This is a genomic window from Streptacidiphilus melanogenes (assembly GCF_000787835.1).
Classification (GTDB): Bacteria; Actinomycetota; Actinomycetes; order Streptomycetales; family Streptomycetaceae; genus Streptacidiphilus; species Streptacidiphilus melanogenes.
Genome location: NZ_BBPP01000032.1, coordinates 1 through 15,830, shown reverse-complemented (window position 1 = coordinate 15,830; position 15,830 = coordinate 1). Strand labels below are relative to the sequence as shown.

Below are 15,830 nucleotides of genomic sequence, written 5' to 3'. Positions count from 1 at the left end.
CGTTTGCGCGGGTTGGGTGGCGGCGGCGTCGTGAACGCCCGACGCCGAGGCCCAGGCCACAGGCCCGGCCTTCGTCCGGTTGGCTTGCGGGGCTTGGGGAGCGGGTTGCTGCGGCGTACGTGACGAGGCCCAGGCCCAAGCTTCCGGCCTGGCCGGCTCCGCCTGGTCTGGAGGCGGCCCCGGAGGGCGAAGCCGGGGTAGCCGCTGCTGCGCGCCGGGGCCGGGTTCCGGCTTCTCCGCCTGTGCGGCGGGCGTCGGGTCGGGGCTGCCCCGAGGGGGTGACCGTGTGTGGAACCCCGCACCGACCCGGTCGTGCGCAGTTAGCTACTCGTGGGTAATATCCCTCGCATGACGCAAGCCATGCCCTCGATCGCCGAGCTGCTGCCCGCCACCGTGCCGATGGTCCGCACGCTCAACCTCGCCTTCGACGAGTGCACCGCCGACCGCGCGGTGCTGCGGATGCCCGACCAGGCCGAGTTCCACAACCACGTCGGCGGCCCGCACGCGGGCGCGATGTTCACCCTCGCGGAGTCCGCGAGCGGCGCGATCGTGCTCGCGGCCTTCGGTGACCAGCTGTCGCGCGCTGTGCCGCTCGCCGTCGACGCGCGCATCGCCTACAAAAAGCTGGCCATGGGCGAGGTGACCGCGACCGCCGAGCTCGGCCGCCCGGCCGCGGAGGTCGTCGCCGAGCTGGACGCCGGCCGGCGCCCGGAGTTCCCCGTCGAGGTGACCATCCGTCGTCCCGACGGCGAGGTCACCGGCGAGATGACCATCACCTGGACGCTGAAGCCCAACCGCTCCGCCTGACGACACCGCACCGACGCCGGCCGTGGACCTGACGGCCGGCATTCGGGTTTCCGGTCACAACAGCGCCTCCAACTGGGCGGCCGTCTCCAGCAGCCGGTCCTGGGCCAGCGCCATGCGCGTGGTGGTGAAGATCGCTCCTTGGCGCCGGTTCTCGATCTGGAGCCGCGCGTGGAGGATCCGCAGGGCGCCGGGCAGCCGTTCGTCCTCCGGGCGTCGGTCGGCGGAGGCGAGCCGCCCGCCCTGGGCGCGCGCGATGGCCGCTGTGCCGTCGGCGACATGAGTGTCGATCAGGTCGAGGTAGCTGCCGCGCAGTTCCGTCACACGGGCCGGGAACCGGATGTCCATGGGTTCCGGCTGCCAGCCGGGCGTCCGGACCGAGTGGCGGTCCAGGGTGATGTCGGCCACCTGAAGCGCTTCGAGGACGTCCTGGTAGGCGGAGCAGGCGGTGAACCGCTGCTCGGTTCCGTCGCTGCGCGCCTGCAGGACCGCCTCCTCCAGGTCGAGGCCGACCGCCCACAGCTCCTGCCGCACGCCGGCCGTCACGGCCTGGTCGGCGTACCCGCCGTCCAGGAGTTCGAGCGAGCCCTCCACACGGTGACGCAGCCGCCGCAGCAGCTTCCACGGGTGCTCCTCGATCCCGGCCGCCTCCCGGCTCCGCTGTTCGGCCACGTCGTAGGCCGCCAGTCTCCGCTCCATGTCGTCGAGATCGAGGAGGGCGACGGCGGCGGCGGTCTCGGTCACCGCTTGGTGCAGGGTCCTGGCCGTGTCCACGATGCTCTCCGCGCATCGGAAGAGGTTCGCGTCGTCGAGGTAGCCGGGGATGTGCGTGGTCAGGTCGTGGGTGCGGCAGGGGTGGAGGGCGGCACCGACGGCGGGCGCCCAGGCGTCGCGGACGGTCCTGACGTCCGCGGTGTGGACGCCGAAGTGGTCCTGGGCCTGGCGCAGGGGGAGGGCGTGGGCCTGGGCGGCCTCCTGCTTCTCGGACCAGATCGCGGCACGCACCTCGCCGAGGAGCGCGGCGAGGGACGCGAGTCGCTCCACCGCGTCGAGCGGGTCGACGAACACCTGCGGGAAGTCGCGGAGGTCGGGAAGGATCTGGCGCGCCGTGCGCAGCGCGGTGAGGCGCCGGCCGGGCTCGACACGCGTGCCGCCGTCGGCGTCCGCCGCGCTCTCCCGCCAGGCGGTCCAGGTGGCCTGCAGCAGCTCGGCCGTCTCGTCGGCCTCCTCGTCCCGCGCCAGCACGGCGGACGCGGAGAAGAACAGGGACCAGTTGCCTGGCGGGACAGGGCGGAACAGAGGCACGGTGCGTTCTTCCTTGCGCGGGTGGGACGTGAGCAGCCTTCCGCGACGGGTCTACCAGATGGAGGCTCAGGTCGTTGCCTCAGGGGTGGGACTGCCCGAGCGCACCCTGGCGGGTGGCGAACGCCGACTCGGGGGAGAAGCGCTGGTCCATCGCGTCCGCCAGCGCGTTGAGCGCCGCCGAGCCGTCGCCGCGGAAGGGAGGAGCCGTGCATGACCGCGAGGGTGCGGGGCCGCAGCGCGGCGAGTGCACAGGGTGGCCGTGGTGGCGCTGAGGCAGGAGATCTGACGAGGACCTCGTCGTGCTCCATCGCGCGCGGCTCGCGGTCCCAGAGGTCGTTGAGCGAGACCTGGCAGCCGAGCGTGTTGCGGGCGACCCGGGCCTGCGGGGCGGTGGCCAGGAACTCGTTCATCGCGCCGGGTCTGCATGCCCCCCGTGCCCACACCCGTCGCGGCGCCCGCACCGTGCTGGCGCACGCAGGCGTGCGGGCCCGGTCACCGGTTCGGCCGACCCCTCGGCGGCGCCCACCGCGCCCCGGGCGGCATCGGTCGCGGAGGTCTAAAATCCCAACCATGGCAGAGCGCACGGCAGCGCCGCAGCTCCTGCTGGAGATCGACGGCGAAGCGCAGCTCATCAGCCCGGACCACAGCTACCGTCTCGGGCGGGATCCGGACAGCGACGTGGTGCTCGCCGATCCGCGGGTCTCCTGGCACCATGCGGTGCTGCACACGGCACCCGACGGCCACTGGATGCTCGACGACGAGGGCAGCACCAACGGCACCTACGCCGACGGTCAGCGCGTCCGGCATCTGGATCTGAGCCCCGGGACGGTGATGCGTTTCGGCGACGCGGTGGACGGCGTGTGGGCCAAACTCGCGGCCGTGCCCCAGCCGACGACGGTGAACCGGCGGCCCTCCGCGCTGACCGTGCTCACCGGCTCCTACCGGCAGCCGACCCGGATCGCGCCGTTGCCGCAGCGGGTGCTGCGGATCGGCCGCGGCGGGGACAACGACCTGGTCGTGGACGACCTCGTGGTCTCCCGCCACCACGCCGAGCTGCTCGCCGACCCCGTCGCCGGCACCTACGAGATCGTCGACCTGGGCAGCCACAACGGCACCTTCGTCAACGGGCAGCCCGTCACCCGCGCGCCGGTCGGGTCGAGCGACCTGATCGGGATCGGGCACTCGCTCTTCTGCCTCGTCGGCGACCAGCTGCAGGAGTACGTCGACACCGGCGCCGTCGGCCTCGACGTCACGGACATCACCGTCCGCGTCGGCGGCGGCAGGGACGGACGGACGCTGCTGGACGGCGTCACCTTCCCGGTCGGCGAGAAGTGCCTGCTGGCCGTCGCCGGGCCCAGCGGCGCGGGCAAGTCGACGCTGCTGAACGCCCTCACCGGGCTGCGCCCGGCCGAGGAGGGCAGCGTCCGCTACGACGGACGCGACCTCTACCGCGACTACGCGGAGCTGCGGCAGCGCATCGGGCTGGTGCCGCAGGACGACATCCTGCACACCCAGTTGACCGTCCGCCGGGCTCTCGGCTACGCCGCCGAACTCCGCTTCCCCGGAGACACCAGCAAGGCCGAGCGGCGCGCCCGGGTCACCGAGGTGATCTCCGAACTCGGTCTGGAGCAGCGCGCCGACCAGGTCATCTCCTCCCTCTCCGGCGGCCAGCGCAAGCGCGTCTCGGTCGCCCTGGAGCTGCTGACCAAGCCGTCGCTGCTCTTCCTCGACGAGCCGACCTCCGGACTGGACCCCGGGATGGACCGCTCAGTGATGCACATGCTGCGCCGCCTGGCCGACGACGGCCGCACCGTCGTCGTGGTCACCCACAGCGTGCTCAGCCTGGACGTCTGCGACCGGCTGCTGCTGCTCGCCCCCGGCGGCCGGATCGCCTTCTACGGGCCTCCCGACGAGGCGCTGCCTTTCTTCGGCTTCCCGGCCTGGCCGGACGCCTTCGAGGCGTTCGAGGAGGACCGGTCCCGCGACTGGGCGGGGGAGTACCGCGGATCGGCGCCCCACAGCCGCTACATCACGCAGGCCATGGCCCGCCCCGTCCTCGCGAGCGCCGCGCTCGCTGCGACCGGGGCGACGGGCACGGCCGCAGGCCCCGAAGCCGAGCTCGCGCCGCCGCCCCCGCCCGCGCAGAGTTGGGGTTCCCAACTGGGCACGCTCGTCCGCCGCTACAGCGCCGCGCTGGCCGCCGACCGGACCTTCCTGATCATCATGATCGCGCTGCCCTTCGTCATGGGCGCCATGGCCCACGCGCTGGCGGGCAGCAAGCTCGACCAGAACAGCGCCCTCAACGCGCTGCTGATCCTCTGCGTCGGCGGCGTGCTGACCGGCGCCGCCAACTCCGTGCGCGAGCTGGTCAAGGAACGGACCATCTACCAGCGCGAAAGAGCCGTCGGCCTGTCCCGTTCGGCCTACCTGTGCTCGAAGATCGTGGTGCTGGGGACGGTGACCGTGGTGCAGGCGGTCGTGCTCACCCTGGTCGGCCTCTTCGGCGTCCGGCTGCGCCCGCACGGCGGGGGCGGGGTGCTGATGCCGCCGCTGCTGGAGATCACGATCACCGTCGCGATGCTGTCCTTCACCGCGATGATGCTCGGGCTGGTGATCTCCGCGCTGGTGCGCAAGGAGGAGGTCACCATGCCGCTGCTGGTGCTCGTCGCGATCGTCCAGGTCGTCTTCTGCGGCGCGCTGCTGAAGCTGAACGGCGTTCCGGTGCTCAACCAGCTCTCCTGGCTGGTCCCCTCGCGCTGGGCGCTCGGAGCGATGGCCGGCACGATCGACCTGCACGGCGTCGTGCCCGGGACGCTGACCGGCGATCCGCTGTTCCGGCACCGCACCGGCACCTGGCTGCTGGACGTCGGCATGCTGGTCGTCCTCTCCGTGGTCTTCGCCTTCGTCGTCGCCCGGCTGCTGCGGCGCCACGAGCCCGTGGTGATGCGGGGTTAGCGAGGGGCCCATGGGCGACGAACCGGCCGACTTCCACCCCACCCACGTGGCGCCGACGGACGGGCTGGCCACCTGGGCGCACCCCGACTTCTCGGAACCGAGCGCCCGGCTCGACCCGCTGCTGCCGGTTCGCGTCACCGACGTCCGCGGCGACTGGGCCCGCGTGGCCTGTTCCAACGGCTGGACCGCCTGGGCCGACGGGCGGATGCTCGTCTCCCTGCCGCAGCGTCCGCCGTCGGGGGGCCGACAGCCGCTCAGCTTCGCGGCCGATCCGCGGCCCCTCCTGCAGCGGCTGGAGCACGCGCTCACCCAGTACCGCGAGGCGGCCGAGGACCTCGCCGAAGGAACCATCGACCTGGAGACCTTCCGGCATCTCACCCACGGTCTGCGGCTCGGCGCGGTCCTGGACGGTGAGGCGGGCTGGCTGCTCGACCTCGACGAGGGCTGCTGGTACTACTGCGACGGCCTGCGGCTGCGCACGCTGGCCACCACCGAGCCGCCGACCGGCTCCGACCAGGCGTCCGATGTGGGCTCCGGCGCGGGCTCCTATCCCGCGACGTCCGCATCGGCTGAGCCGGTGGCCGAGCCGCCGCGCCGTGGGACGTTCTGATGTCCACCTCCCCGGGCAACCCGCTCGCCGGATCCCCCTCGGGCCTGACCGGCCGCCGCATCGCCGGGTACCTGCTCGAACACGAGCTGGGGCGCGGCGGCATGGCCGTGGTCTACCGGGCGCGCGACCTGCGCCTGGAACGGACCGTCGCGATCAAGCTGCTGGCGCCCCAGCTCGCGCTCGACGACACCTTCCGCCGCCGCTTCGAGCACGAGTCGCGGGTCGCCGCCGCGATCGACCACCCCAACATCGTCCCCGTCTTCGAGGCCGGGGAGTCCGACGGCGTGCTCTACATCGCGATGCGCTACGTGCAGGGCCGCGACCTCGCCGCGCTGCTGGACCGGGTCCGGATGCTGCCGCCCGCTCAGGCGGTCCGGATCACCACGCAGGTCGCCTCCGCTCTCGACGCCGCCCACGCGCACGAGCTGGTCCACCGGGACGTCAAGCCCGGCAACGTCCTGCTCGCCGAGGGGACCGATCCCGACCACCCCGAGCACGTCTACCTCACCGACTTCGGCCTGACCAAGAAGACGCTCTCGCTCAGCGGCTTCACCACGGTGGGACAGTTCGTCGGCACCCTCGACTACGTGGCGCCGGAGCAGATCACCGGCAAGCCGGTGGACGGCCGCTGCGACGTCTACAGCCTCGCCTGCGTCGCCTTCGAGATGCTCACCGGCGCGCCGCCGTTCCGCCGCGAGGACGACCTGGCGCTGCTCTGGGCGCACCAGTACGACGCCCCGCCGCTGGCCACCGCGCTGCGTCCGCAGCTTCCGGAGGCCGTTGACGCGGTGCTGGCCCGCGCGTTGGCCAAGGCGCCTGGGGAGCGGTACGACACCTGCCTCGAGTTCGGCGCCGCCCTGCGGGCTGCCTCCGCGGGCGCCACGGTGGGACCTGCCCCGGAGGGGCACGCGCCCACGCAGGTGGTCACCGCACCGCGCCGCCACGGGTCGGGCATCGACGAGCGGCGTGACCAGCGCACGGGCCCGCCGCCCTCCCCTCCGGTCTGGGCCCGGCCCGTCTACGCACCGGACGACTGATCCGGACGATCGAACCTGGCCCCACCTGGCTGTTTGACGAACCGTCCGGCTTCCATCACTATTCCACTAACAGATTAGTGAAAGGGTGATGCCGCGGTGATCGAGTACCGGATCGACCGGCGCTCCGGCGTCGCCACCTACCAGCAGATCGTCCAGCAGACCAAGCAGGCGCTGCGGCTCGGCCTGCTGCAGCCGGGGGACAAGCTCCCGACCGCGCGGGAAGTGGTGGAGGCCACCGCCATCAACCCGAACACCGTTCTCAAGGCCTACCGCGAGCTCGAGCGGGAGGGGCTGGTCGAGCCGCGACCGGGGCTCGGCACCTTCGTGCGGCGCTCGCTCGGCAACGCGGACGCGACCGGTGACGCCGCGCTGCGGGCCGAGCTCGTCGCCTGGGTGGACCGGGCCTTCGCCGCGGGACTGGACCGCGAGGACGTGACGGCGCTGACGACCGCCGTCCTGGACGCACGCGAACAACGGACGTCCGCCCCGGCCGAAGCGGCCGGCGGCGGCAGGGAGGGGACCAGTTGAACGGGGAGGAACGGGTGGGGGACGACGGGACGCCGCAGGCGGCGTTCACCGCGACCGGGCTCGGCAGGCGCTACCGGCGCCGATGGGCGCTGCGCGACTGCGACTTCGCGATACCCGCCGGAGCCGTCTGCGGCCTGGTCGGCCCGAACGGCTCCGGCAAGAGCACCCTGCTCACGCTCGGCGCGGGCCTGCGGCAGCCGACGGCGGGGGAGGTGCGCGTCCACGGCCTGCGACCGGGTCTCGACGCCGAGCTGCGGGCACGGATCGGCTTCGTCGCCCAGGACAAGCCGCTCTACCCCCGCCTGACCGTCGCCGAGACGCTGCGCCTGGGCCGCGAGCTCAACCCGCGCTGGGACCAGGCGTTGGCGCTCGAGATCGTGGAACAGGGACGGCTTGCGCTCACCAGCCGCGTGGGCGAGCTCTCGGGCGGCCAGCGCACCCGCGTCGCGCTGGCCCTCGCCCTGGCCAAGCGACCGGACGTGCTGCTGCTCGACGAGCCGATGTCCGACCTCGACCCCCTCTCCCGTCACCAGCTCATGGGCACGCTGATGGGCCAGGCCGCCGAGCACGGGACCACGGTGGTGATCTCGACGCACATCCTGAGCGAGCTCGACGGCGTCGTCGACCACCTGCTCCTGGTCGACGGCGGACAGGTGCGGCTGGCCGGCCCCGTCGACGAGATCCTGGGCGCGCACCTGCTGCTGGACGGCCGAGAGGGCCTGCCGCTCGAACCGCACACCGTGCTCGAGGTGCGCCACACCGGCCGCGGCGTCACCGCGCTCGTGCGGCCGGACGGGCCCCTCGCGGAGGGCTGGCGGAGCGAGCCGCCCAGCCTGGAGCAGCTGCTCCTGGCCTACCTGCGCTCGCCCGAGGCGCCCTCGCTCAACACCACCGTCCCGTCGTCCCCGCTGGAGGTCGCCGCGTGACCACCGTCGTCCTGCCCACCCGCCCGGCACCCGCCGCCCAGCGCGGGCTCCGCCCGCGCGGCACGACCTGGCTGGCGTGGCGTCAGAGCCGGATGGCACTGCTCGTGGTGACGCTCGGCTACCTCGCCGCGCTGGCCTACCTGCTGTACCAGCACCACCAGTTCGACGTGACGACCGCGCGGTTCCGCGGCCTCGACTGCAGCACGGACACACAGGATCGCCTGAGCTTCATCAGTGCGAAGTGCGGCCTGTCCGGGCTGGCCGTGATGCAGGCGGCGAGTGACGTGCACCGGCTGGCGACGGTCGCCCTGGTCCTGCCGGGACTGCTGGGCGCGGTCCTCGCCGCGCAGCCGCTCGCCGCGGACTTCGAGCACGGGCGCCACCAGCTGCTGTGGAGCCAGTCCGTGTCCCCGCGCCGCTGGTTCACCCAGCGGCTGCTACTGCCGGCCGCGACCCTGCTCGTGCTGAGCACCCTGCTGTCCCTCACCCTGCGCTGGGCCGTTCTCTGGTCGCACCCCGCGCTGCCGCTGGAGGACTGGAGCTTCGACGACGCCTCCGAGGCCTTGGCGCCCGTCTATCCGCTGCTGGTGCTCGCCGCCTTCGCCCTCGGCGCGCTCGTCGGCCTGCTGCTGCACCGGGTGCTTGCGGCGCTCGGGGCCACGCTCGCTCTCTACGGGGCCCTGGTCTACGGGATCGAGCATCTGCGCCCGTACCTGCTCCCGTTCCGGACGGTGGTGTCCGCTCCCGGCCACGGCCGGCTGCCGGACGGTACCTGGGTGTACGACTTCGGCCCCGTGATCGACGGCAGGCACCTCCACTACAGCGCCTGCTCCCGCGTGAACTGCGACAACGTGCCGACCTGGTCGGTCTACCACGCGGCCTCGCAGTTCGGCCCGACCCTGTGGATCGAGGCGGGCGTCCTCGCCGCGCTGACGGCCGTGCTGGTCGCCCTCGCCTACCGCCGACTGCGCGCCGTCGCCCGCTGAGCATGGGCCCGGCGGGGGATCGACCCGGTGACGTCGGACCGGATGTCGCGCAGTCGGTCGCGGGCTATATTGAACGCTGTCCAGATGTGTGAACGCGCAGCGTGAAGGATCGCCCGATGGCGCAGCCGCCGAGCACCGCCGCAGCCCCCGGCGGGAACGTCAAGTCGGCCGTGCGGACCGTCGAACTCCTGGAGTTCTTCGCCGGCCGACCGGGGCTGCACAGCCTCGCGGAGGTGCAGGAGGCGCTGGGCTACCCCAAGAGCAGCGCGTACATGCTGCTGCGCACGCTGGTCGAGCTCGGCTGGGTCGAGACGGACGTCACCGGCACCCGCTACGGCATCGGCATGCGGGCGCTGCTCGTCGGCACCGCGTACATCGACGGCGACGAGGTGGTCGCGGCGACCCGCCCGGTCCTGGACCGCCTCGCCGACGAGACCACCGAGACCATCCACCTCGCGCGGCTCGACGGCACCGACGTCGTCTACCTGGCCACCCGCGCGTCCCAGCACTACCTGCGCCCCTTCACCCGGGTCGGCCGCCGTCTGCCCGCGTACGCGACGTCACTGGGCAAGGCGCTGCTGGCCACGCACACCGACGAGGAGCTGGAGAAGCTCCTCCCGGAACGGCTGGAGCCGCTGACCGAGCACACGCTGACCACCCGTGCGGCGCTGCTGGAGGAGCTGCACGAGGTCCGCGAGCGCGGCTACGCCACGGACCGCGAGGAGAACACGGTCGGCCTGTGCTGCTTCGCCGTCGACGTCCCCTACCGGACGCCCTCCCGGGACGCGGTCAGCTGCAGCGTCCCGGTGGCCCGGCTGACGCCCGGCCGGGAGCAGATGATCCGCGACGCGCTGCTCACGGCCCGCGAGCGGCTGGCGCTGGCGACCCGGCACCTGTAGCGGTTCAGCTGTAGCGGTTCAGCGCAGCGCCGCGACCGCCTTCCGGATGGCGTCCAGGTCGGCGGCGGAGGCCAGCCCCGGGTGGTAGCAGCGCAGTTCGGTCGCGCCCGCGTCGACCAGGTCGGTGCACCAGGCGGAGAGGTCCGCAGGGTCCCCGCCGAGCCCCTGCACGGCCGTCACCGTCGCGACGATCCGGCCGCCGCGTCCCGCGTAGGCGCGCACCGCGTCCAACGCGGCGTCGCTGCGGACGCCGCAGAGCAGCACCGGGTCGTGGGCGGCGTCCGGCGCGAGGCCGGGGGAGGCGCCGCAGGCGAGCGGGTCGGGGTGGGCGTGCAACAGGACGGGCAGGTCCGGCCGTTCGGCCCGGACCGCGCCGACGGCGCGCTCCCGCAGGCGGGTGGCGACGCCGATACGCATGCGGGTGACGGCGTCGCTCTGCTCGTCGCTCAGGCGGGCGTCATCGGCCGCCCCGGCGAAGACCGGGTCCAGGGCGGCCCGTACGTCCGCGCGCAGCCGGGTGGGATCGGCGCCCGCCTGCGCATAGGCGTCCTGGCAGGCGGGGCAGAAGCAGAGCGAGAACAGGAGCTTCGCGCTCGACGGCAGCGGGACCCCGGCGGTTTTGTCGTGGGCGTGCAGGTGGTCGAAGCCGTACCAGCCGCAGGACTCCAACTCGACGCCTGCAAGGCCGGGTTGGCTCGCCGCTTCGGCGGCCAGCGTGGCGCAGTGGTGCTGGACCCGCTCCTGGGCGATGCACAGGGCCCACGGATACCGGTCGCCGTAGGCGTTGACGACGGTCGCCTCGGGGTGGCGCAGGCCGAGGCCGTCGTTGTGCGCGAGGATCGTCCAGGCGTAGGCCTCGACCCCGGCGTCGTTCAGCGCCGTGACGGCCGGGCCGAAGGAGCGGGGCGACCAGGCGGCCTCGACCGGGCGGAGGCGGTCCGCACCGGACCAGCGGGCCGGGTCGAGCGGGTAGGTGACGGCCGAGTGGTGCGCCGTCACGACCCTGTGACGCGGATGACGCGGCGTCAGGGCCCGCACGGCGTGGTAGGCCGCCGCGACGGAGGCGCGGCGGAAGCCGAGGGAGGCGAGCCGGTCGGCCGCCGCCGGGTCCCCGTCCACGTCCCAGGGGTAGACGTACGCGCCGACGGGCGTCCCGTGGGTCATGCCAGCGCCTCGCGCGTGCGCTCCAGCAGCGCGAGCAGCGTGGCGACGTGCGCCGGGTCCGGCTCCGACAGCGGCGCGCGGACCTCGCCCACGGGGTGGCCGGCCGCCCGCGTCGCGGCCTTGACGAGGGACACGGCATAGCCGGGCCGCAGCCGGCGCAGTTCGACGTAGGGGCGCAGGAAGGTGTCGGTGAGCAGGGTCAGCGTGGCCGTGTCGCCCTGCTCCAGCGCCCGGTGGAAGGCGAGGGCGAGGTCGGGGGCGAAGCAGAAGACGGCGGAGGAGTAGAGCGGGACGCCGATGGCGCGGTAGGCCTGCTGGGTGGCTTCGGCGGTGGGCATGCCGTTGAAGAAGAGGAAGTCCTCGACCCCCGCCGTGCGGACCGCACTGACGATGCGCAGCATCAGGTCGAGGTCGCCGCGGCCGTCCTTGAAGCCGACGATGTTGGGGATCTGGGCGAGCCGGGCGACCGTGTCCGGGGTGAAGGCCAACTGGTCGCGCTGGTAGAGGATCAGGTCCAGGGAGGTGGACTCGGCCAGCGCCGTGTAGTGGCGCAGCAGCCCCGCCTGGTCGGCGTCGACGCCGGCGGGCGGCAGCACGAGCAGCGCGTCGGCGCCGCAGGACTCGGCGGCGCGGGCGTACGCGCGGGCGAGCGCGGTGCCGTAGCCGGTGCCGCCGACGACGGGGACGCGCCCGCCGGCGGCGGCGACGGCGGTGTCGAGGACGGCGGCGTACTCGTCCGGCGCCAGCGCCGGGAACTCGCCGGTGCCGCAGGCGGCGAAGACGGCGCCGGGGCCCTCCGCCAGGCGAGCGTCGAGGTGGGCCCGGTAGGCCCCGGCGTCGAACCGGCCCGCCGCGTCGAACGCCGTCACGGGGAAGAAGAGCAGGCCGTCGAGGCGGCGGGCGAGCGGTGGGGCGGGGTGCTCGGTCACGGGCGCGTTCCCTCTCGGCTTCCATGCGCGTTCCCTGGGCGGCCATGTACATGGATTGCGTGCATGGATGTGAACACCGTCGAGCGTAGGTCGCGCCGTGAGGGCGGTCAAGGATCACGCGTTCGTGTATGTGAACACAAGCCTCCCTTGTGAACAGCCCCGGCTTCTGTGAGCATGAGCCGCACACGAGTCGACACCACGAGCCGACATCACGAGGAGACTCCGTGTCCCGGATTCTGATCACCGGCGCGGCGGGCGGCGTCGGAACCCTGCTGCGGCCCCGCCTGGCCCGCCCCGGACGGACCCTGCGGCTGCTGGACGTCGCCGAACTGACGCCGGGGGAGGGCGAGGAGGCGGTCCAGGTGTCCGTCACCGACCTCGACGCCATGACACGGGCCTGCGACGCCGTCGACGCCGTCGTCCACCTCGGCGGCATCTCGATCGAGGCGCCCTGGGCGGAGATCCTCGACGTCAACATCAACGGCACCTGGACGGTCTTCGAGGCCGCCCGGCGGGCGGGGGTGCCGCGCGTGGTCTTCGCCTCCTCCAACCACGCCGTCGGCTACCACACCCCGGACGAGTACCCGCTCACCGCCGAGGCCCCGCCGCTGCCCGACACCTACTACGGGGTCTCCAAGGTCGCGGGCGAGGCCCTCGGCGCGCTCTATCACCACCGCTACGGGCTCGACGTCGTCTGCATCCGCATCCTCACCTGCTCCCCGGAGCCCCCGGACGCGCGCGCCCTCTCCACCTGGCTCTCGCCCGACGACTGCGCGCGGCTGATGGAGGCCTGCCTGACCGCGCCCAGCCCCGGCTACCGGATCGTGCACGGCGTCTCCGGCAACACCCGCGGCGGCTGGGTCTCCCTCCAGGAGGCCGCCGAACTCGGCTACACACCGGAGGACGACGCCGAGGTCCACGCGGCGGCCGTCCTCGCCGAGCACGGCGAGCCGAGCCCTGACGACCCGCTCCTCGCCCATCTCGGCGGCTGCTTCACCTTCCACACGTTCGACGCCGACCGGCTGGGCGGCGCCGCCGACGGGTGAGCCGCCCGGTGACCCCGGCCTCCGCGCTACCCCCACCCCTTCATCACCGGTAACAGAAGGAGTCAGATGTCCCCCACCGTCGAAGGCCGACCGGGCCGATCCGGCCGCCACGGCCGGCGCCCGAAGGCGCCGGTCGCGCTCGCCATCGCCGGCGCGCTGACAGCCGCCGCTGCCGTCGGCTTAGCGCTGGCGGGCCCGAGCGCCACCGCCGCGGCCGTCCGCTCCCCCCACGCTTCCGCGGCCTGGACGGGGCAGTTCACCGGGTACGGCTCCAGCAACTGGAAGTCCGCCTGGGGCTGGACCTCCACCGGCTCCTTCGGTGAGGGCGACGTCAAGGAGGTCACCGACCCCTCCGCGCCCGGCGACCACAGCGCCCTCGAGGTCACCTACGGAGCCGGCTCCTCCGCTCCCTCCTGCACCGACTGCCCGAACCCCGGCGGCGCGCAGTTCTACACCAGGCTCGCCTCGCTCGGCGGCGGCTCCGCCCTCGCCTCGTCGGCGACGCTGGACCTCAGGTACGCCGTCAGGTTCCCCACCCACCACGACTTCGGCAAGGCGGGCAAGCTCCCCGGGCTGTACGGCGGCCAGATCGGCGAGGAGTCCGGCGGCAACCACGGCGACGGCTGGTCCACCCGCTACATGTGGCGCGGCGCGAACGGCGTGCCGAACAACGGCGAGGTCTACCTCTACACCCCGACCGACTCCGGCCCCACCGGCTACGGCGTGGACCTGGGCGTCGGCGACTGGACCTGGCCCGCCGACGGCAAGTGGCACACCGTCGAGCAGTTGGTGAACCGCACCACCGGCGACGTCACCGTCTGGTTCGACGCCCGCCAGGTCGCCTCCTTCACCGGCGCGGCGTCCGGCATCGGATCGATCCCGTTCAGCGGGGTGCTCTTCTCCACCTTCTACGGTGGGCACGACACCACCTGGGGGCCGAAGGCGACCTCGCACACCTACTTCTCCGACTTCTCGCTCTCCCGGTCCGTGCAGCACTGAGCAGCGCCGGGAGCCGAGGGACCGTGCTCACGATGCCCGCTCTGCTCACTTTTTGAGACGCTTCGTCCCGTGCGCTGGATGTCCTGCCATCCTGGCCGCGTGAGCACGGTCCTTGAAACCCCCGTCCCGCGCCCGGCTCGCGTCGCGACCGGGCCGACCCTGATCGCGACCGCCGTCCCCGGCGGCCGCCTGCTCGGACGCCTCGCGGCGGTGCTGAGCGTCCACCCCGTCCAGGCCCTGGCCGTCCGGACCGAGTCGGCCGGTCCGGCGATCGTCGAGATCACCGTCGCCGAGTCCCACCGGGCCCGCGTCCGGGCCAAGCTGCTGCGCATGGTCGACGTGCTGGACGTCGTCGACGGCGCCGACGCCTGACGGTCCTGACGTCCCGGGCCTCAGGGGGGTCCGGGGCCTCCAGGGCCTCCGGGGGCCGCATCGGCGGCGGAGGAGCATCCTGGAAGCATCCGGACCGAGGAGGTGCCACTCGTCATGACGCTTTTCATGGACGTTCACCGCGGGATGAACGGGATCACCGCCGACCAGCTGGCGGCGGCGCACCAGGCCGACCTCGCGATCGAGGCCGAGGAACACGTCCACTTCAAGCAGGCCTGGGCCGACCCCGAATCGGGCACGGTCTACTGCTTGTCCGAGGCGCCCTCGATGGACGCCGTCAAGCGGATCCACGAACGCGCCGGACACGCCGCCGACGAGATCCACCCGGTCTCGCTGACCGTCTGACCGCGCCCGAGCACGTTCCGCCACGCCCCCGGCCGCAAGCCGGGGGCTTCAACGTCCCTGCGGGCGGCGGAACGGCAGCAGGGCGGGGACGCGTCGGCGGTAGGCGCGGTACTGGTCCCCGAACTCCGCGGCCATCAGGCCGTCCTCGATCCGGACGCGGCGCAGCAGCCAGGGCACGGTGACCGCGGTGACCGCGACCCAGACGCCGAAGCCGAAGGCGAGCGTCGCGCCGGCCACGACCCCGAGGAACCCCGTGTAGATGGGGTGCCGCACATATCCGTAGGGACCGTTCGTGCGCAGCTCGTGGCCCTCCTGGACGAGCGGGACGCTCGCCCACATCGCGCCGAGCACCAGCCGCGCCCAGACCAGCAGCGCGGTCGACGCGACGGCCAGCACGGCGCCGACGATCCCGAGCACCGGGTTCCAGTAGTGCAGGTGCCGCCAGAAGGGGCTGTGAGCGGGACCGGTCAGCACGACCAGCACCGCGATCCCGACCGCCAGCGCGATCCGCGCCGGCAGCGACGCCCGCAGCCCGCGCAGCCAACTGCGCGCCCGCTCCCGGGAACCGTGCGCGACCAGGCCGAAGTAGGCGGCGCCCAGCAGCCAGGTCACTCCGAACACCACGATGCAGCCGTTCACCACGCCCTGCACCACGGTCTGCACTCCGCTCATGGACCCAAGCCTTCCCCCGGCCGCGACGCCGGGGCACCACCCTGGGGTGGAGATCCGGGTGGAGGCACAGGATCCGTTAGTGAGGGGGTAGATGGGGAGATTGGGGATGGTTTGGGTGGATCGCTTCTGTGAAGATTTCGGTGCCGCAGTTGATCCGGTCACGATCCAGCAACTATGGTCCAGCTTCGAACCGTTGTGCAGTCGATCGTCCGCGTGGACATCCACGACGGTTCCC

General features: G+C 73.2%; 16 protein-coding genes. 12 read left to right on the top strand and 4 right to left on the bottom strand.

Translation table 11 applies throughout. From position 1 onward, the window contains the following. The first annotated feature begins 348 nt into the window (after positions 1 to 348). Positions 349 to 807 carry a DUF4442 domain-containing protein gene (locus tag TR49_RS27560; RefSeq protein ID WP_042386565.1) on the top strand — a complete coding sequence of 153 codons (459 nt, stop codon included), beginning with the start codon at positions 349 to 351 and terminating at the stop codon, positions 805 to 807. 54 nt (positions 808 to 861) lie between these two features. Here the strand turns inward: TR49_RS27560 and TR49_RS27555 are convergent, their stop codons facing one another. Further along, positions 862 to 2,109 carry a hypothetical protein gene (locus tag TR49_RS27555; RefSeq protein WP_042386564.1) on the bottom strand — a complete coding sequence of 416 codons (1,248 nt, stop codon included), beginning with the start codon at positions 2,107 to 2,109 and terminating at the stop codon, positions 862 to 864. A gap of 570 nt (positions 2,110 to 2,679) precedes the next feature. On the opposite strand from TR49_RS27555, the gene TR49_RS27550 reads away from it, so the two are divergent. The 7 genes from TR49_RS27550 (at position 2,680) to TR49_RS27520 (ending at position 10,050) form a co-directional block, all read left to right on the top strand. Further along, on the top strand, positions 2,680 to 5,064 hold the full coding sequence (locus TR49_RS27550) for an ABC transporter ATP-binding protein/permease (protein ID WP_042386563.1): 2,385 nt from the start codon (positions 2,680 to 2,682) through the stop codon (positions 5,062 to 5,064). A gap of 10 nt (positions 5,065 to 5,074) precedes the next feature. Further along, complete coding sequence (locus TR49_RS27545) at positions 5,075 to 5,674, top strand: hypothetical protein (RefSeq protein ID WP_063770189.1); 600 nt, start codon at positions 5,075 to 5,077, stop codon at positions 5,672 to 5,674. After that, positions 5,674 to 6,711, top strand: a complete 1,038-nt coding sequence (locus TR49_RS27540) for a serine/threonine-protein kinase (protein WP_042386562.1) — start codon at positions 5,674 to 5,676, stop codon at positions 6,709 to 6,711. The genes TR49_RS27545 and TR49_RS27540 overlap by 1 nt, the downstream gene beginning before the upstream one ends. Before the next feature lie 96 nt (positions 6,712 to 6,807). After that, positions 6,808 to 7,239 carry a GntR family transcriptional regulator gene (locus tag TR49_RS27535; RefSeq protein WP_042386561.1) on the top strand — a complete coding sequence of 144 codons (432 nt, stop codon included), beginning with the start codon at positions 6,808 to 6,810 and terminating at the stop codon, positions 7,237 to 7,239. After that, a complete protein-coding gene (locus tag TR49_RS27530) occupies positions 7,236 to 8,165 on the top strand; it encodes an ABC transporter ATP-binding protein (protein WP_236653559.1) in 930 nt (309 codons plus the stop codon). The genes TR49_RS27535 and TR49_RS27530 overlap by 4 nt, the downstream gene beginning before the upstream one ends. Further along, positions 8,162 to 9,151, top strand: a complete 990-nt coding sequence (locus tag TR49_RS27525; protein ID WP_042386559.1) for an ABC-2 membrane transporter-related protein — start codon at positions 8,162 to 8,164, stop codon at positions 9,149 to 9,151. Before TR49_RS27530 ends, TR49_RS27525 begins: the two co-directional genes overlap by 4 nt. Positions 9,152 to 9,267: 116 nt before the next feature. Continuing rightward, positions 9,268 to 10,050, top strand: a complete 783-nt coding sequence (locus TR49_RS27520; protein ID WP_042386558.1) for an IclR family transcriptional regulator — start codon at positions 9,268 to 9,270, stop codon at positions 10,048 to 10,050. Positions 10,051 to 10,068: 18 nt separating this feature from the next. Here TR49_RS27520 and TR49_RS27515 read toward each other — a convergent pair whose 3' ends face one another. Beyond that, the gene (locus tag TR49_RS27515) at positions 10,069 to 11,214 is read right to left on the bottom strand and encodes a hypothetical protein (RefSeq protein WP_042386557.1); all 1,146 of its coding nucleotides are present in this window, start codon (positions 11,212 to 11,214) and stop codon (positions 10,069 to 10,071) included. Further along, positions 11,211 to 12,143: a 5-dehydro-4-deoxyglucarate dehydratase gene (locus tag TR49_RS27510; protein ID WP_042386556.1), complete on the bottom strand. Its 933-nt coding sequence runs from the start codon at positions 12,141 to 12,143 to the stop codon at positions 11,211 to 11,213. The genes TR49_RS27515 and TR49_RS27510 overlap by 4 nt, the downstream gene beginning before the upstream one ends. Positions 12,144 to 12,367: 224 nt before the next feature. Here TR49_RS27510 and TR49_RS27505 point away from each other — a divergent pair, with 224 nt between their 5' ends. The 4 genes from TR49_RS27505 to TR49_RS27490 all read left to right on the top strand — a co-directional run bounded on the left by TR49_RS27505 (position 12,368) and on the right by TR49_RS27490 (position 14,923). Next, the gene (locus tag TR49_RS27505) at positions 12,368 to 13,189 is read left to right on the top strand and encodes an NAD-dependent epimerase/dehydratase family protein (RefSeq protein ID WP_042386555.1); all 822 of its coding nucleotides are present in this window, start codon (positions 12,368 to 12,370) and stop codon (positions 13,187 to 13,189) included. A gap of 66 nt (positions 13,190 to 13,255) precedes the next feature. Next, positions 13,256 to 14,188, top strand: a complete 933-nt coding sequence (locus TR49_RS27500) for a polysaccharide lyase (RefSeq protein ID WP_201776232.1) — start codon at positions 13,256 to 13,258, stop codon at positions 14,186 to 14,188. Positions 14,189 to 14,287: 99 nt separating this feature from the next. Further along, positions 14,288 to 14,560: a hypothetical protein gene (locus tag TR49_RS27495; protein ID WP_042386554.1), complete on the top strand. Its 273-nt coding sequence runs from the start codon at positions 14,288 to 14,290 to the stop codon at positions 14,558 to 14,560. A gap of 114 nt (positions 14,561 to 14,674) precedes the next feature. Next, a complete protein-coding gene (locus tag TR49_RS27490; RefSeq protein ID WP_042386553.1) occupies positions 14,675 to 14,923 on the top strand; it encodes an SCO4226 family nickel-binding protein in 249 nt (82 codons plus the stop codon). A 48-nt stretch (positions 14,924 to 14,971) separates the two neighbouring features. Here TR49_RS27490 and TR49_RS27485 read toward each other — a convergent pair whose 3' ends face one another. Further along, positions 14,972 to 15,595 carry a methyltransferase family protein gene (locus TR49_RS27485; protein ID WP_042386552.1) on the bottom strand — a complete coding sequence of 208 codons (624 nt, stop codon included), beginning with the start codon at positions 15,593 to 15,595 and terminating at the stop codon, positions 14,972 to 14,974. Positions 15,596 to 15,830 lie beyond the last annotated feature (235 nt).

Excerpts from the sequence above, each read along its gene's own strand:
- TR49_RS27560 (WP_042386565.1), top strand. The coding sequence starts at position 349 with ATGACGCAAGCCATGCCCTCGATCGCCGAGCTGCTGCCCGCCACCGTG.
- TR49_RS27550 (WP_042386563.1), top strand. The coding sequence starts at position 2,680 with ATGGCAGAGCGCACGGCAGCGCCGCAGCTCCTGCTGGAGATCGACGGC.
- TR49_RS27545 (WP_063770189.1), top strand. The coding sequence starts at position 5,075 with ATGGGCGACGAACCGGCCGACTTCCACCCCACCCACGTGGCGCCGACG.
- TR49_RS27540 (WP_042386562.1), top strand. The coding sequence starts at position 5,674 with ATGTCCACCTCCCCGGGCAACCCGCTCGCCGGATCCCCCTCGGGCCTG.
- TR49_RS27520 (WP_042386558.1), top strand. The coding sequence starts at position 9,268 with ATGGCGCAGCCGCCGAGCACCGCCGCAGCCCCCGGCGGGAACGTCAAG.
- TR49_RS27515 (WP_042386557.1), bottom strand. The coding sequence starts at position 11,214 with ATGACCCACGGGACGCCCGTCGGCGCGTACGTCTACCCCTGGGACGTG.
- TR49_RS27500 (WP_201776232.1), top strand. The coding sequence starts at position 13,256 with ATGTCCCCCACCGTCGAAGGCCGACCGGGCCGATCCGGCCGCCACGGC.
- TR49_RS27490 (WP_042386553.1), top strand. The coding sequence starts at position 14,675 with ATGACGCTTTTCATGGACGTTCACCGCGGGATGAACGGGATCACCGCC.
- TR49_RS27485 (WP_042386552.1), bottom strand. The coding sequence starts at position 15,595 with ATGAGCGGAGTGCAGACCGTGGTGCAGGGCGTGGTGAACGGCTGCATC.